The organism is Mycolicibacterium cosmeticum, from assembly GCF_000613185.1.
In the GTDB taxonomy this organism is placed as follows: Bacteria; Actinomycetota; Actinomycetes; order Mycobacteriales; family Mycobacteriaceae; genus Mycobacterium; species Mycobacterium cosmeticum.
The window spans coordinates 2,451,499-2,464,819 of sequence record NZ_CCBB010000001.1 but is presented as its reverse complement, the minus strand read 5'-3'; the positions used below and the strand labels follow the sequence as shown (position 1 = coordinate 2,464,819).

Below are 13,321 nucleotides of genomic sequence, written 5' to 3'. Positions count from 1 at the left end.
TTTTCGGGCTGACAGCTCAGCCCTGCGACTCCGATGATTTATCGGTGACCAGGTCGCGGCGTTCGGGCATGACCAGCTTGACCGGTCGCGCCAGCTGGGTGGGGGCCACCCGGCCGCGCAGCGAGACGATCTCGCCGACATCCCAGCACAGGGCCTCGGCGTCCAGCGCGCCGCTGACCGCGATGGCCGAGGCCAGCACATGGCCGGCCTCCAATTTGGCCAGCTCGGTCAGCCGGGCGGCCTCGTTGACCGGGTCGCCGATCACGGTGTACTCGAAGCGGGCCTGCGCGCCGATATGCCCGGCGATGGCCCGCCCGGCCGACACCCCGATGCCGAATTCGGTCTGCCCCAGCACCGTCACCAGTTCGTCGTGCAGTTCGCGGGAGGCGGCCAGCGCCGCGCCAGAGGCGTCGGGGTGCTCGATGGGGGCGCCGAAGATGGCCAGCGCCGCGTCACCCTGGAACTTGTTGACGAAGCCGCCGTGCTTGTTGACGGTGTCGACGATGACCCGGAAGAACTCGTTGAGCAGGTTCACCACCTCGGCGGCGGGCACCGTCGAGGCCAGCTGGGTCGAGCCCACCAGGTCGACGAACAGCACCGCCACGTCGCGCTCCTGGCCGCCGAGCTCGGTGCCGCGTTCCAGCGCCCGCCGCGCGACGTCCTCACCCACGTAGCGGCCGAACAGGTCACGCAGCCGTTGCCGCTCGGCCAGGTCGCGGACCATGTCGTTGAACCCGGCCTGCAGCAGGCCCAGCTCGCTGGCGTCGTAGATCTGCATGTGCGCGTTGTAGTTTCCGCGCTGCACCTCACCCAGGGCCCAGCGCAGCTGGCGCAGCGGGTCGGCGATGGACATCGCCACCAGCACCGTGCCCGCCAGCCCGATCACCAGCGCGGCGATGGCCAGCAGCAGCAGCGGGGTGTTCAACCGATCGGCGGGTGCGGTGAGGATGGCGAACTTGCTGGCCACCAGGGCCAGCACGATGGCCAGCAGCGGCACCCCGGTGGACAGCACCCACGTCAGCACCTGGCGCAGGATGACGCCGGGGGCGCGGAAGTTCTCCGGGACGCCGCCACGCAGCGCGGCCACGGCGACGGGGCGCAGCACCCGCTCGGATTGCAGGTAGCCGATGATGGCGGTGGCGGTGGCGCCCAGGGCGGTGGCGACCGCGACGACGGGCGCGGATTTACTGGCCACCGGCCAGCTGGCGATGATGAACACGATCGACCCGAGCATCCAGTTGGAGACGCTGATCAGGGTTCGGTAGAACGGCATCTTCAGCGCGCGCACCCGGGCCAGGCCGGTGATGGTGGGGTCGCCGTCGGCCAGCAGGGTGTCACGGCGTTGCCAGCGGATGACGGGCAGCAGCAGCCGCAGGCTCAGGTAGGCACCCACCGTGAACGCGACGAACAGGTAGCCGAGGAAGACCGCCAGGTTGAACGCCGGCAGGTCCTGCAGCTGGATGCGGTCCTCGGCCGGCAGCCCGAACCGGAGGAAGCCCAGCACGAACAGGGCGCCGATGATGTCGGACTGCACCATGCCGAGGGTGAACACCGGCCACGGCGTGCGCGCCACCCAGCGGACGAATGCGCCGATTCGCCCGATGGGGTTGGTAGCCGTGCTCACCCGTTTACCGTATCGGTCGGGTGTGACCTCACGCGCCGCAGTTCTTATGTCGTGTCTGACCGCACCACTAGTCTTGCTGCGGTGGGAAGCGGTGTATTCGAGCGGCTGGTGGGCCAACACGCCGTGGCGGCCGAGTTGGTGGCCGCGGCGCGGGCGGCCCGCGGTGATTCGTCTCACAGTGGACTCACAGCCGGCGGGATGACCCATGCGTGGCTGATCACGGGTCCGCCGGGGTCCGGGCGGTCGATCGCCGCGGTGTGCTTCGCGGCCGCGTTGCAGTGCCAGTCCGAGGGGGATCCCGGGTGCGGCGAGTGCCGGGCCTGCACCACGACGATGGCCGGCACCCACGCCGATGTGCGGCGCATCATTCCGGAGGGCCTGTCGATCGGCGTCTCGGAGATGCGCGAGATCGTGCAGATCGCGTCGCGGCGCCCGGGCACCGGCCGCTGGCAGATCGTGGTGGTCGAGGATGCCGACCGGCTCACCGAGGGAGCGGCCAACGCATTGCTCAAGGTGGTCGAGGAACCGCCGCCGTCGACGGTGTTCCTGTTGTGCGCGCCATCGGTGGACCCGGAGGACATCGCAGTGACGCTGCGGTCGCGGTGCCGGCACGTCGCCCTGGTGACACCCCGGGCCGAGGCCATCGCGCAGGTGCTGGTGGACAACGACGGCCTGTCCGAGGAGGTCGCCGCGTGGGCGGCCTCGATCAGCGGTGGGCACGTGGGCCGGGCCCGCCGGCTGGCGACCGACCCGGATGCCCGGCAGCGCCGGGAGCGGGCGCTGGGGCTGGCCCGCGACGCCGCGACCCCGGCCCGGGCCTACGCCGCCGCCGAGGACCTGGTGGCCACCGCCGAGGCCGAGGCCAAGGCGCTGACGGCCGGGCGCAATGAGACCGAAGCCGAGGAACTGCGGACCGCACTGGGTGCGGGCGGCACCGGCAAGGGCGCCGCCGGGGCGATCCGCGGCGCCGCCGGGGCGATCAAAGACCTTGAGAAACGGCAGAAGTCGCGGCAGACCCGGGCGTCCCGAGATGCCCTGGACCGGGCCTTGATGGATCTGGCGACGTACTTCCGCGACGCCCTGGTGGTGTCCGCCGGTGCGGGCGGGGTGGTGGCCAACCATCCCGACATGCAGGACAAGGTGGCCGCCCTGGCCGCGCACGCCCCGCCCGACAAACTGCTGCGGTGCATCGAGGCGGTGCTGGAGTGCCGGGAGGCGCTGGAGACCAACGTGAAACCCAAATTCGCCGTCGACGCCATGGTCGCGACGGTGGGGCAGGCGCTGAAGAGCTGAGTCGGGGCCGCCTTTTGGGCGGTGGGCAGGACCTGCCGTAGACTCACCTGCGCCTGCGTGTCAGGTAACGCCGCCTTAGCTCAGTCGGTAGAGCATCTCACTCGTAATGAGAAGGTCGGGGGTTCGATTCCCCCAGGCGGCTCCATCTCCCACACCCCGCCAGACTGCGGTTGTTGCGGCGAAACTCCACTGATATCCGCAACAACCGCAATCTCGCGTACGGCCGGCACCGGTCCTCATGGGCCCCTCGTCCCACAAGGACGCCGCGAGGTCAATGAACCGGTGCGAGACGCTCTGCTCGAAGGTTCAGTGAGTCGTACGTCTGCTCGGCTCGATCCAGAATGCGGTCCACCGCGGTACTGGCAGCTGCACTGATCTTCGGGTCGCGAACCGTCTCGGCGATTGCTGAGAAGGACAGAGCCGCAGCCGCCAAGGCAGGCACCAACTCCACACCTTCGTTGGGGCGAGGCGGACGGGGCGGATCGAACCACCAAGAGCGGGGAATGAGATCCCTGATGGGGACCGTGCCGGTGCCGTCGCCATCATCGACGTGCACCAGATCATCGACTGCGCGTTCGATGACGGCTGCACCGTCGCCGCCCTGCGCGCTGACCGTTGCCGCGGCATCGGCGACACGGCGCATGACGTCTCGAACCGCGTTCTGCGCTTGCAGCTGGAAATCCCCATACGTCCATGGATCAGGAATCGGTCCGAACATCGGTTGCCATGGTTGAGGGGTAGGTGCCTCCGCGGCGCGCCCGATTGGCGGCACGTGTGGGTGCAGCCATTCCCAGAATTGCGGATGCAGGGTGGCGAGCAGGCGAAGCAGTTGCGAGCGCGACATTGTCATGTCGAGGACCTCCCCAGTAGGACGTTGTCCTCAGGACGTTAAGTGCTGAGAGATTCCGTGCATCGAGTAGCCGACTACTCGATCTGACGGCGTGGGTCGCGGGTGTGCCGCTCAGACCGGCTGCGCGGCGCTGCTCCACGCCAACGGGTTCAGCTCGCGGTAGGGATCCTCGGCGCGGACGGCCTGCAGCTCTTGCAGCGTGCGTTCCAGCGTCTTCTTGGTCTCGTCGCGCACCGTCGCCACCCACGTCTGCTCGTCGATGCCGGCGGACTTGGTGGTGTCGATGGGGGCGGCGAAGCCCAGATACATCCGCTGCGGACGGGGGATCAGCGTGGGGCCGACGCCCCGCAGCAGCGGCATGGCCATCTCCGGCTTGCCGCCGAACCTCTCGGCCAACCCCTGGCTGAACCGGCCCCACCGGCCGTCGCGCCGGGTCAGGCTGGTGTACACGTCGTCGCCGCCGAGCAGGGCCGCCGGCACGATCGGGTAGTCGTGCTCCACCGCGACCCGCGCGAACCCGGCGCGGCCCTCCCAACGCAGCGTGTTCTGCTCACCCTTGAACTTCGCGATCTCGCGGCCGCCGCCGGGAAACACCAGGATGGGCTGATCGTGGCGCATCAGCTGCCGCGCCGATTCCGGTGAGCCGACGGTGGCGCCGAAGGCCGCCATCACCTCGCCGGCCGGGAACGGCATCTTGCCGAAACCGCGGTCGGTCAGCGGACGGACCAGCATGCCGAGTTCGCGGCGGACCACGAACGGGATCAGGAAGGCCTCGACGCCGGCCTGGGAATGGTTGCCCACCAACAGGAATCGGCCGTCGCGCGGAAGATTGTGCAGACCGTCGAGGTAGGGCCGGTACAGGTCGACCAGCGGGGCCGCCGCGTCGACCACGGTCTCGGCGGCGCGCCGCAGGGCGCGGATGTGGGTGGGCGGGTCGAGGAGGGCATCCACATTGGTCATGATGTGCGCGGACATGGCCACCACCGTACCGAACGAACTGGTTCGTATGGCTATGATCCAGCTGTGAGATCCACGACCGAGCTGCGCGACGAGATCCTGACCGCGGCACGCGCCGAATTCGCCCGATACGGGCTGGCCGGCGCCCGCATCGATCGCATCGCGAAAGCCGCCAAGGCCAGCAAGGAGCGCCTCTACGCCCATTTCGGCGACAAGGAGACGTTGTTCCGCGAGGTGGCGCTGGCCGACGCCGCGGAGTTCTTCCAATCCGTCACCATGGCACCCGAGGACGTCGCCGAGTACGCCGCGGGCGTGTACGACCTGGCCTCCCGGCACCCCGAGCACCTGCGCATGCTCACCTGGGCCCGGCTGGAGGGCTTCGCCCTGCCCGAACCCGACAGCGACGGCCATCCGATCCCGGCGACGGTGCTCGCGGCCGTCGGAGCCGCCCAGGCCGACGGCCGGGTGGACCCGTCCTGGAAACCCGAGGACCTGATCGTGCTGTTGTTCGGGGTGGGGCTGGCCTGGGCGCATCTGCCCGACGCCGTCGCAGGCGCCGCGGACGAAACGACCATCGCGCACCGCCGGACCGTCGTCATCGAGGCCGCCCGGCGGATCATCACCGCCCCGGGCGGCTAACCGGCCTCAGCCCGCAACGCCTCCCGACGCACCGCCAGGCGCTGGAACAGATCGTCGAGGTCGATGTCGTTGGCCTGACGCGGCCGGCGCCGGTAGTGCCGGGAGTCGTCGTAACTGTCCGGGCAGCCGAACCTGTGCAGGCTCAGACACTGTGCCGGCCAGCGGGATTCGAGCACGTTGTCCAGATCGACCACCTGACGCGAGCGGCGCTGGATGGCGAACCGGTTGCCCGGCGCGCTGTCGTCGATCGGCTGCATCTTCACGTCGAACAGCTGCCAGCCCCCGTGCACCGTCTGCAGCCATACCGTCTCGGTATCGCAGTGCGGGCACGGCGCGACGACCGACGGTCGGGAATCTGGCCAACTCATGGGCACGAGCGTAGGCAATGCCACCGACAAGTCCCGGTGTCACACGCCGTGGATCACCGCCGGGCGCCCACTTCACTTGGGCGCCACGAATCCGACCGGACCCGACGCGATACACACCGACAGCGCCGCGGTGTTGGCACGGACCCGGATGGCCGCACCCGCCCCGGACAACCGCACGAACACCCGGTTGAGCCCGGGCCGCACCGGCACCTTCGCCGGCACGCCCTCGGGCAGTGTCATCGTCAGCGAGCCGTCGTTGTTGGCCAGGTAGTTGATCTCGGCGGTCCAGTCGGCGGGAAGCAGCGGCCCGTCGAGCGGCATGGTGACCTCGGTATCGGGCTGCACCAGGTAACCGCAATGCGGTGCCGGCCCCTCGACGATGGTCCGCACCCAGGTGACCTGGGCGTCCAGCAGCCGTCCCGCGCTGTCGAACATCCGCAGTTCCGTTGTGGCGGAAGCAAACTCCGGCCGAGGGTGGGCGAGCGCGAACATGTGGCTGGCCAGGTTCTCCGGGGCGGCCACCCGCTGCAGGATCAGCGGGTCCACCTCCTGATCCAGCAGGGGCGTGTCGACCGCGGCCAAGCCGGCTCGGGCGTTGGCCAGGTACACGGGCACCGGGCTGTCCCGCCACACCCGCAGGAACGTCACCGTCGAATACAGGCTGCTCGCCACGAACGCCACCGCCACCGCCGTCACGGCCACCGAACGCGAAACCGACGCGTCCAGGCGCGGTGACGGCCGGTTCGGCGCGCAGAACGCGACGGCGGTCAGCAGCGCGAGCACCACCACCAGGTCGGGTAGATAGCGCAAGGTCTGGGCCAACTCCAGCGCGGTGAACCGGGAGGACCGCATCAGATAGATGGGTACCTGGCAGGCCACGGCATAGCCGACCGCGGCCGCCCACACCCAACCGATTCGGCGTTTGCGCGCCCACGACACCGCCAGCACCGCCGCCAGCACCACCCAGCCCAGCACCATGGCGCCGACCGGGGGAGTGGCCCACGGCGACGCCGGCGCCCAGCGCTGCCACTCCCACGGGCCGCCGGCCAGGCTCGGCACGATGGCATGAGTCACCGAGCGGCGCAACAGGTCCCACGTCATCACCGGATCGAGCGTCCAGCGCTTCTGGTCGACGACGAGCAGGTACACCCCGATCCACGCCACGGTGATCGCGAGCAGCGACACCCACAAGGCCCGGCCGCGCACCCACACCGCGCGCACCGAGTCGCCGTGGACGTACGCGAGAAGTGCGGCCACCGTGAACGCGACGAACGGGATCACCGCCGACTTCTCGAAGAACAGCAGCGCTCCGAGATACGCCGGCACCGCCGACCAGAGGTGGCGTCGCTCGCCGGTGCGCACCAGCAGGATCGCCGACCCGCACACCCAGGCCAGCGCGGCCTGCAGTGGCAGTGAATTCAGCCCGGCCGCCCACCACGCGAAGGCCGGCACCGTCAACGGGGTGAACAGCGCGAAAGTCAAGGGCACCAACAACACCGGGCGCCACCCGAGGATCACCTGCAGCGCCCGCAGCACGGCCAGCGATGCCAGCAGCTGCAACACCAGCAGGCTCACGGCCGGCCAGACCCAGGAGAACGGGGCCAACCGGGTGATGACCCCGGCCACCAGGAACGCCCCCGGCATCACGTGCCCGTCGTGGTCGTCGAACAGATAACCCGGCGACAGCAGGCCCTGCGTGCCGGCCCGGCCGATCAGGATCAGGTCATCCCAGTAGAAGTACCCGCCGAAGGCCACCACTGCGCGGATCGCCAGCTGCGCCACGATCAGCGCGATCGCGGCGCGGAGCCATTTCCCGTCGCTTCGCTCGCCCAGGAGCCATTTCCCGTCGCTTCGCTCGCCCAGGAGCCATTTCCCGTCGCTTCGCTCGCCCAGGCCGATCCACTTCATCGTCGCCGACTGTACGGACGCACATATCTGCTCGTTAGAGTGAGCCCGTGCGCACACTCGTCACCGGGGCAGCCGGATTCATCGGATCAACCCTCGTCGATCGTTTGCTCGCCGACGGGCACACCGTGGTGGGGATCGACGATCTCAGCACCGGTCGGCGGCCCAATCTGACCTCGGCGGAAGCCCATCCGGACTGCACCTTCATCGAGGCCGATATCGTCGACGCCGACCTCGGCGCCATTGTTGCCGACGCCAAGCCGGAGGTCATCTACCACCTGGCCGCGCAGATCTCGGTGCGCCACTCCGTCGACAACCCCCAGTTCGATGCGACCGTCAACGTGGTGGGCACCATCCGGCTGGCCGAGGCCGCTCGCACGCACGGTGTCCGCAAGATCGTGCACACCAGCTCCGGCGGTTCGGTCTACGGCACCCCGCCGGTGTACCCCACCGGTGAGGACGTACCCACCGACCCGGCGTCGCCGTACGCCGCGAGCAAGGTGGCCGGCGAGGTGTACCTGAACACCTTCCGCAACCTGTACGGGCTGGACTGCTCGCACATCGCGCCCGGCAATGTGTACGGCCCGCGCCAGGATCCGCACGGCGAGGCCGGCGTGGTGGCGATCTTCGCCAAGGCGCTGCTGGCCGGACAGGCCACCAAGATCTTCGGGGACGGCACCGACAGCCGCGACTACGTCTACGTCGACGATGTGGTGGATGCGTTCGTCAAGGCGTCCGGTGAAGCGGGCAGCGGGCAGCGGTTCAACATCGGCACCGGTGTCAGCACCAGCGTCCGTGACCTGCACAGCGCGATCGCCAAGGCCGCCGGGACCGCCGACGATCCGGAGTTCCTTCCGCCGCGGCTGGGGGATCTGCGCAAGTCGCAGCTGGACATCAGCCGCGCGGCGCAGGTGCTGGGCTGGCGTCCGCAGGTCGGCATCGACGAGGGCATCGAGCGGACGGTCGACTACTTCCGGAACTGATTCCGCCAAAAAGATTGTGAGCGCTCGCTATCTAACCTAGGCTCGCGTGATGTCCTACGACGTGATCATCCGCGACGGCCTGTGGTTCGACGGAACGGGCCGCGTCCCGTTGGTCCGCACCCTCGGGATCCGCGACGGTGTCGTCGCCGACGTGTCGTCCGGGCCGCTCGACGAGACCGGCTGCCCCGACGTGATCGACGCGGCGGGCAAGTGGGTGGTGCCCGGCTTCATCGACGTGCACACCCACTACGACGCCGAGGTGCTGCTCGACCCCGGCCTTCGTGAGTCCGTGCGCCACGGCGTCACCACCGTGCTGCTGGGCATGTGCTCGCTGTCGACGGTGTACGCCGACGCCGAGGACGCCGCCGACCTGTTCAGCCGCGTCGAGGCCGTCCCGCGCCAGTACGTGCTCGGCGCCCTGCAGGGCCACAAGACGTGGTCCACCCCCGCCGAATACGTGGACGCCATCGACGCGCTGCCGCTCGGCCCGAATGTCGCTTCGCTGCTGGGGCATTCGGACCTGAGGGCCTCGGTGCTCGGCCTGGACCGCGCCACCACGCGCGATGTCGTGCCCACCGACGCCGAACTGGAGACCATGGCCGCCCGGCTGGACGCGGCGCTGGCGGCCGGGATGCTGGGCCTGTCCGGGATGGACGCGGCCATCGACAAGCTCGACGGCGACCGGTTCCGGTCCCGTGCGCTGCCGTCCACCTTCGCCACCTGGCGGGAACGCCGGCGGTTGATCAAGGTGCTGCGCCAGCGCGGGCGCATCCTGCAGAGCGCGCCGAACGTCGCGAAAATACAAGAGGCGCTGAACTTCTTCCTGGAGAGCAGCACACAGTTCGGGCGGCGCCGCGGTGTGAAGATGAGCCTGCTGGTCTCCGCCGATGCCAAGTCGTCGCCCGGTGCGGTGCACGTGCTGGGGCCGGGCACCCGGCTGCTGAACCGGCTGCTGGCCGCCAAGGTCCGCTTCCAGCATCTGCCCGTCCCCTTCGAACTGTATTCCGACGGTATCGATCTGCCGGTGTTCGAGGAGTTCGGCGCCGGCACCGCGGCCCTGCACCTGCGCGACCAACTGGAACGCAACAAGCTGCTCGCCGATCCGGAGTACCGCAGGCGCTTCCACCGTTCGTTCGACCGGCGCAAGCTCGGACCCGCGCTGTGGCACCGCGATTTCCACGACGCCACCATCGTGGAATGCCCCGATGCGACACTGGTCGGCAAGAGTTTCGGGCAGGTGGCCGACGAGCGCGGCATCCACCCGCTGGACGCCTTCCTGGACGTGCTCGTCGAGAACGGCGAACGCAACGTGCGGTGGACCACCATCGTGGCCAACCACCGGCCCAGGCAACTGGACAAGCTCGCCAAGGAACCGTCGGTGCACATGGGGTTCTCCGACGCCGGTGCGCACCTGCGCAACATGGCCTTCTACAACTACGCGCTGCGGCTGCTCAAGCGAGTACGCGATGCCGACCGCGCCGGCCGGCCGTTCCTGACCACCGAGCACGCCGTGCACCGGCTCACCGCCGAGGTGGCCGACTGGTTCGGCCTGGACGCGGGCACCCTGCGCCGCGGCGACCGGGCCGACTTCGTGGTGATCGACCCTGCCGCCCTTGATGATTCGGTGAACGAGTATCACGAGGAGACGGTGCCGTTCTACGGCGGGCTGAGCCGCATGGTCAACCGCAACGACGCCACCGTCGTCGCCACCGGCGTCAACGGGCAGGTGGTGTTCCGCGCCGGTGAGTTCCGCGACGGCTACGGAACGACCGCCAAATTCGGTCGGTACCTGCGTGCCGGCACCCGGGCCGCCCCGTCCCCTGTGACCCTCTGAGATGGCCCGCACCCAGCAGCAGCGACGCGAGCAGACCGTCGCCCGATTGCTCGACGCCAGCATCGAGACGATCATCGAGATCGGTTACGCCAGAGCGTCGGCCGCGGTCATCTGCAAACGGGCCGGGCTGTCGGTGGGGGCGCTGTTCCGGCACTACCCGACCATCGGGGACTTCATGGCCGCCACCGCCTACGAGGTGCTGCGCCGCCAGCTGGAACTGTTCAGCAAGCGGGTCGCCGAGATCCCCACCGGGGAACCGCCGCTGCCCGCCGTGCTGACCGTGCTGCGCGACGTCACCGGCAACGACACCAACGCCGTGCTCTACGAATTGATGATCGCGGCCCGCACCGACGACAAGCTGCGTGCCACCCTGGCCGACGTCCTCACCGAATACCGCGCCAAGATCGTCGAGGCGGCAAGCTCGGCACCCGCCGCCGAACAGTTCCCGGCCGAGGGCCGCGCTGTCGTCACCGCGCTGCTCACCAACACCTTCGACGGTGCGGCCATGCTGCGCCCGGTGCTGCCCGACCCGGAGCTGGAGGCCCGCAAGATCGCCCTGCTGACCAAGCTGCTGGGCGGCTACTGATCTTCGGGGGCGCGGGCTCCCTCCAACGCCACGGCCCGCGCCAGCCGAGCGTACCGCAGCTCCAGGTCCTTGAACCGCATGTAGGTGCTCATGGTGGTGAACAGGAACGCGATGATCAGGGCGTACTCCAGCAGGTCGGCGCCGCGTTTCACGCCGAGCCAGTTGGCCACCACGGTGGTGTCGTCGGGCCGCACGATCGCGTAGATGGCGGCGATGACGAACAGCAGATAGCCCAGCTTCACCCACGCCTTGGCCTGGGCGCTGCGCCGGGACCGCAGCAGGTACACCAGCAGGGTGATGATCGAGGCGATCAGCAGCACCTGGATCCAGTTCATCGCGGCATCCTTCCGCGCAGCAAGCCGTCGAACAAGATGTTGACCCCGTTGAGCAGCGGCTGGCCCTTGGACTTCGAATAGTCGGTGTAGAGGATCTCGACCGGTTCTTCGGCCACCCGCCAACGGTTTTCGACCGCCAGCGCGATGAACTCACCGGCATGCGACATCCCGTTCATGGTGATGTTGAGTTCGTCGGCGACCTTCTTGTTGAACACCCGCAGCCCGTTGTGCGCGTCGGTCAGGCCCAGGCTGCGGCTGTGCGGGCTGACGACGGCCGCCACCCGCAGGATGATCCGTTTCAGCGGCGGGGTGTGGGTGACCGTACCGCCGAACCGGGTGCCGATCACCAGGTCGACCTCGTCGGGCCGGCCGGGCGCCAGCCGGTCGATCATCCGGATCACGTCCTTGACCCGGTGCTGCCCGTCGGCGTCGAACGTGACGAACACCGCCGCGCCGGGCCGTGACCGGGCGTACTCCACGCCGGTCTGGATGGCCGCGCCCTGGCCGAGGTTGACCGGATGGCGCACCAGGTGCGCGCCGGCGGCGTGCGCGGCCTCGGCGGTACCGTCCCGGCTGCCGTCGTCGACACACACCACGTTGGGAAAGGTGGTGCGCAGATCGGCGACGACGTCGGCGATGACGCTCGCTTCGTTGAAGGCGGGGACGATGATCCAAACGTCCTGGTACGGGGTATCGATGCGCACCAGACTACAAGCTCAGGATGCCGATGCCCGCGCCAGCGCGGTCAGGTGCACGGCGATTCCCACCACCGGGCCGCACAACAGCGCCACCACCGTCCGGGTCTCCAGCTCGACCGGCAGCAGCAACAGCAGGGCGGCGGCCACCGTGGCGCCGACCCAACCGGCCGCATAGGCGCGCTGCAGGGCGGCGGCCACGGTGGCCGCGCCGGTCAGCGTCAACAACGCGATGGCCACCGCGCCGGCGGTCAGCCAGGCCAACAGCGGCCCGCCGGCCACGTAGTCGGGGCCGAACGCGGTGCGCAGCAGCCACGGCCCGGCCAGCCCGGCCGCGACCACGCCGAGCAGCCCGATTCCGGCCACCGCCACCGCCGGGGTGATCAGGGCACGCATCCGCTCGTGCGGTTTGTCGACGAAGTAGGCGATCAGGTTGCCCTGCAACGCGGTGAGCGGAACCAGCAGCGGTGCCCTGGTCAGGGTGACGGCCAGGATCACCACCCCGCCGGTGGCGCCCAGATGCGGGGTGGTGGCCTTCAGCAGCACCGGAAACCCCATGATCAGGATTGCGCTGGCGCCCGCGGCCGCGATCGAATGGGTGGCGCCGGCCAGGAAGGTGCGCACCCCGCCCGGTGTCGCGAGTCCCGCCGCGGCCCGGCTCGCCGGTGAGGCCGACAGCAGGATCAGCCACGCCACCGAGCCGGCGACCGTCGCCCACAGATAGCCGGTCAGCCCCCACCCGGCCAGGAAGCTCGCCACCGCGACCACCACCCGGATGCCGGCGTCGGTCACCATCAGGGCGCCGTACTGGCTCCAGCGGTCCACCCCGGCCAGCATGCCCAGCAGCGTGGCGTGCAGACAGAAGCCGGCCAGCCCGACACTCAGCAGCACCACCGACAGCAGCCTGGACTGCACGAACACATGCGCCGACCACAACGGTGCGCTCACCGCGATGACGACGGCTGCCGCCACACCCACCCCGGCCGCCACCCGCATCGGGTGGGTGCGCGGACCGGTGTGCACGGCGGTGTGCCGGGCCGCCCGAACCTCCCTGGTGGCCTCCTGCAGCAGGCCGAAGGCGGCGCCGGTCACCAGACCGAACGCCCCCCAGAACACCCCGAACAGGGAGAACCCGGCCGGTTCCAGACTGCGGGCCGCCAGATACAGCACGGCGTAGCCGCACAGCGCGGACAGCACCGTGGCCGCCCCCACCCTGGCGACGCTGTTCCGCGTGACCGGCCCCTCCGTCATC

General features: G+C 69.7%; 13 protein-coding genes and 1 tRNA gene. 6 read left to right on the top strand and 8 right to left on the bottom strand.

Annotated elements, in window-relative coordinates:
- Positions 1–16: 16 nt before the first annotated feature.
- Positions 17–1,624, bottom strand: coding sequence for an adenylate/guanylate cyclase domain-containing protein (locus BN977_RS11895; protein ID WP_036397701.1), 1,608 nt, complete (start codon positions 1,622–1,624; stop codon positions 17–19).
- An 81-nt stretch (positions 1,625–1,705) separates the two neighbouring features.
- Between BN977_RS11895 and BN977_RS11890 the strand changes: the two genes are divergently transcribed.
- Together BN977_RS11890 and BN977_RS11885 are read left to right on the top strand one after the other, a co-directional pair.
- Positions 1,706–2,917 carry a DNA polymerase III subunit delta' gene (locus tag BN977_RS11890; RefSeq protein WP_036397700.1) on the top strand — a complete coding sequence of 404 codons (1,212 nt, stop codon included), beginning with the start codon at positions 1,706–1,708 and terminating at the stop codon, positions 2,915–2,917.
- Between the two features lie 69 nt (positions 2,918–2,986).
- Positions 2,987–3,062, top strand: a tRNA-Thr gene (locus BN977_RS11885).
- A gap of 126 nt (positions 3,063–3,188) precedes the next feature.
- On the opposite strand, the gene BN977_RS31815 is transcribed toward BN977_RS11885, so the two are convergent.
- Entirely contained in the window at positions 3,189–3,767 is a 579-nt protein-coding gene (locus BN977_RS31815) for a hypothetical protein (RefSeq protein ID WP_234709542.1), read from the bottom strand.
- Between the two features lie 111 nt (positions 3,768–3,878).
- On the bottom strand, positions 3,879–4,742 hold the full coding sequence (locus BN977_RS11875; protein WP_036398955.1) for a lysophospholipid acyltransferase family protein: 864 nt from the start codon (positions 4,740–4,742) through the stop codon (positions 3,879–3,881).
- A gap of 48 nt (positions 4,743–4,790) precedes the next feature.
- Here BN977_RS11875 and BN977_RS11870 point away from each other — a divergent pair, with 48 nt between their 5' ends.
- Positions 4,791–5,363 (top strand): TetR/AcrR family transcriptional regulator, encoded by a 573-nt coding sequence (locus BN977_RS11870; protein ID WP_036397698.1) that lies wholly within the window; start codon positions 4,791–4,793, stop codon positions 5,361–5,363.
- On the opposite strand, the gene BN977_RS11865 is transcribed toward BN977_RS11870, so the two are convergent.
- Positions 5,360–5,731 (bottom strand): hypothetical protein, encoded by a 372-nt coding sequence (locus BN977_RS11865; RefSeq protein WP_024455851.1) that lies wholly within the window; start codon positions 5,729–5,731, stop codon positions 5,360–5,362. The genes BN977_RS11870 and BN977_RS11865 overlap by 4 nt on opposite strands.
- 72 nt (positions 5,732–5,803) lie before the next feature.
- Positions 5,804–7,639 (bottom strand): hypothetical protein, encoded by a 1,836-nt coding sequence (locus BN977_RS11860; protein ID WP_227456837.1) that lies wholly within the window; start codon positions 7,637–7,639, stop codon positions 5,804–5,806.
- Between the two features lie 47 nt (positions 7,640–7,686).
- On the opposite strand from BN977_RS11860, the gene BN977_RS11855 reads away from it, so the two are divergent.
- Genes BN977_RS11855 through BN977_RS11845 form a run of 3 tightly spaced genes read left to right on the top strand, consistent with a single transcriptional unit; the run spans position 7,687 to position 11,039 of the window.
- On the top strand, positions 7,687–8,619 hold the full coding sequence (locus tag BN977_RS11855) for a GDP-mannose 4,6-dehydratase (RefSeq protein WP_036397697.1): 933 nt from the start codon (positions 7,687–7,689) through the stop codon (positions 8,617–8,619).
- A 49-nt stretch (positions 8,620–8,668) separates the two neighbouring features.
- Entirely contained in the window at positions 8,669–10,453 is a 1,785-nt protein-coding gene (locus tag BN977_RS11850; protein ID WP_036397696.1) for an N-acyl-D-amino-acid deacylase family protein, read from the top strand.
- Between the two features lies 1 nt (position 10,454).
- Positions 10,455–11,039 carry a TetR/AcrR family transcriptional regulator gene (locus BN977_RS11845; protein ID WP_036397695.1) on the top strand — a complete coding sequence of 195 codons (585 nt, stop codon included), beginning with the start codon at positions 10,455–10,457 and terminating at the stop codon, positions 11,037–11,039.
- Here the strand turns inward: BN977_RS11845 and BN977_RS11840 are convergent.
- Genes BN977_RS11840 through BN977_RS11830 form a run of 3 tightly spaced genes read right to left on the bottom strand, consistent with a single transcriptional unit; the run spans position 11,033 to position 13,320 of the window.
- Positions 11,033–11,374, bottom strand: a complete 342-nt coding sequence (locus BN977_RS11840; RefSeq protein ID WP_024450541.1) for a DUF2304 domain-containing protein — start codon at positions 11,372–11,374, stop codon at positions 11,033–11,035. The two genes, BN977_RS11845 and BN977_RS11840, sit on opposite strands and share 7 nt — an antisense overlap.
- A complete protein-coding gene (locus BN977_RS11835) occupies positions 11,371–12,078 on the bottom strand; it encodes a polyprenyl-phospho-N-acetylgalactosaminyl synthase PpgS (RefSeq protein WP_024450540.1) in 708 nt (235 codons plus the stop codon). The genes BN977_RS11840 and BN977_RS11835 overlap by 4 nt, the downstream gene beginning before the upstream one ends.
- Before the next feature lie 12 nt (positions 12,079–12,090).
- Positions 12,091–13,320 carry a polysaccharide biosynthesis protein gene (locus tag BN977_RS11830; RefSeq protein WP_036397693.1) on the bottom strand — a complete coding sequence of 410 codons (1,230 nt, stop codon included), beginning with the start codon at positions 13,318–13,320 and terminating at the stop codon, positions 12,091–12,093.
- Position 13,321: the final 1 nt, after the last annotated feature.

What these genes read in the sequence shown, in the direction of transcription:
- BN977_RS11830 (WP_036397693.1), bottom strand. Translation starts at nt 13,320, where the DNA reads ATGACGGAGGGGCCGGTCACGCGGAACAGCGTCGCCAGGGTGGGGGCG.
- BN977_RS11875 (WP_036398955.1), bottom strand. Translation starts at nt 4,742, where the DNA reads ATGTCCGCGCACATCATGACCAATGTGGATGCCCTCCTCGACCCGCCC.
- BN977_RS11845 (WP_036397695.1), top strand. Translation starts at nt 10,455, where the DNA reads ATGGCCCGCACCCAGCAGCAGCGACGCGAGCAGACCGTCGCCCGATTG.
- BN977_RS11860 (WP_227456837.1), bottom strand. Translation starts at nt 7,639, where the DNA reads ATGAAGTGGATCGGCCTGGGCGAGCGAAGCGACGGGAAATGGCTCCTG.
- BN977_RS11865 (WP_024455851.1), bottom strand. Translation starts at nt 5,731, where the DNA reads ATGAGTTGGCCAGATTCCCGACCGTCGGTCGTCGCGCCGTGCCCGCAC.
- BN977_RS31815 (WP_234709542.1), bottom strand. Translation starts at nt 3,767, where the DNA reads ATGACAATGTCGCGCTCGCAACTGCTTCGCCTGCTCGCCACCCTGCAT.
- BN977_RS11850 (WP_036397696.1), top strand. Translation starts at nt 8,669, where the DNA reads ATGTCCTACGACGTGATCATCCGCGACGGCCTGTGGTTCGACGGAACG.
- BN977_RS11840 (WP_024450541.1), bottom strand. Translation starts at nt 11,374, where the DNA reads ATGAACTGGATCCAGGTGCTGCTGATCGCCTCGATCATCACCCTGCTG.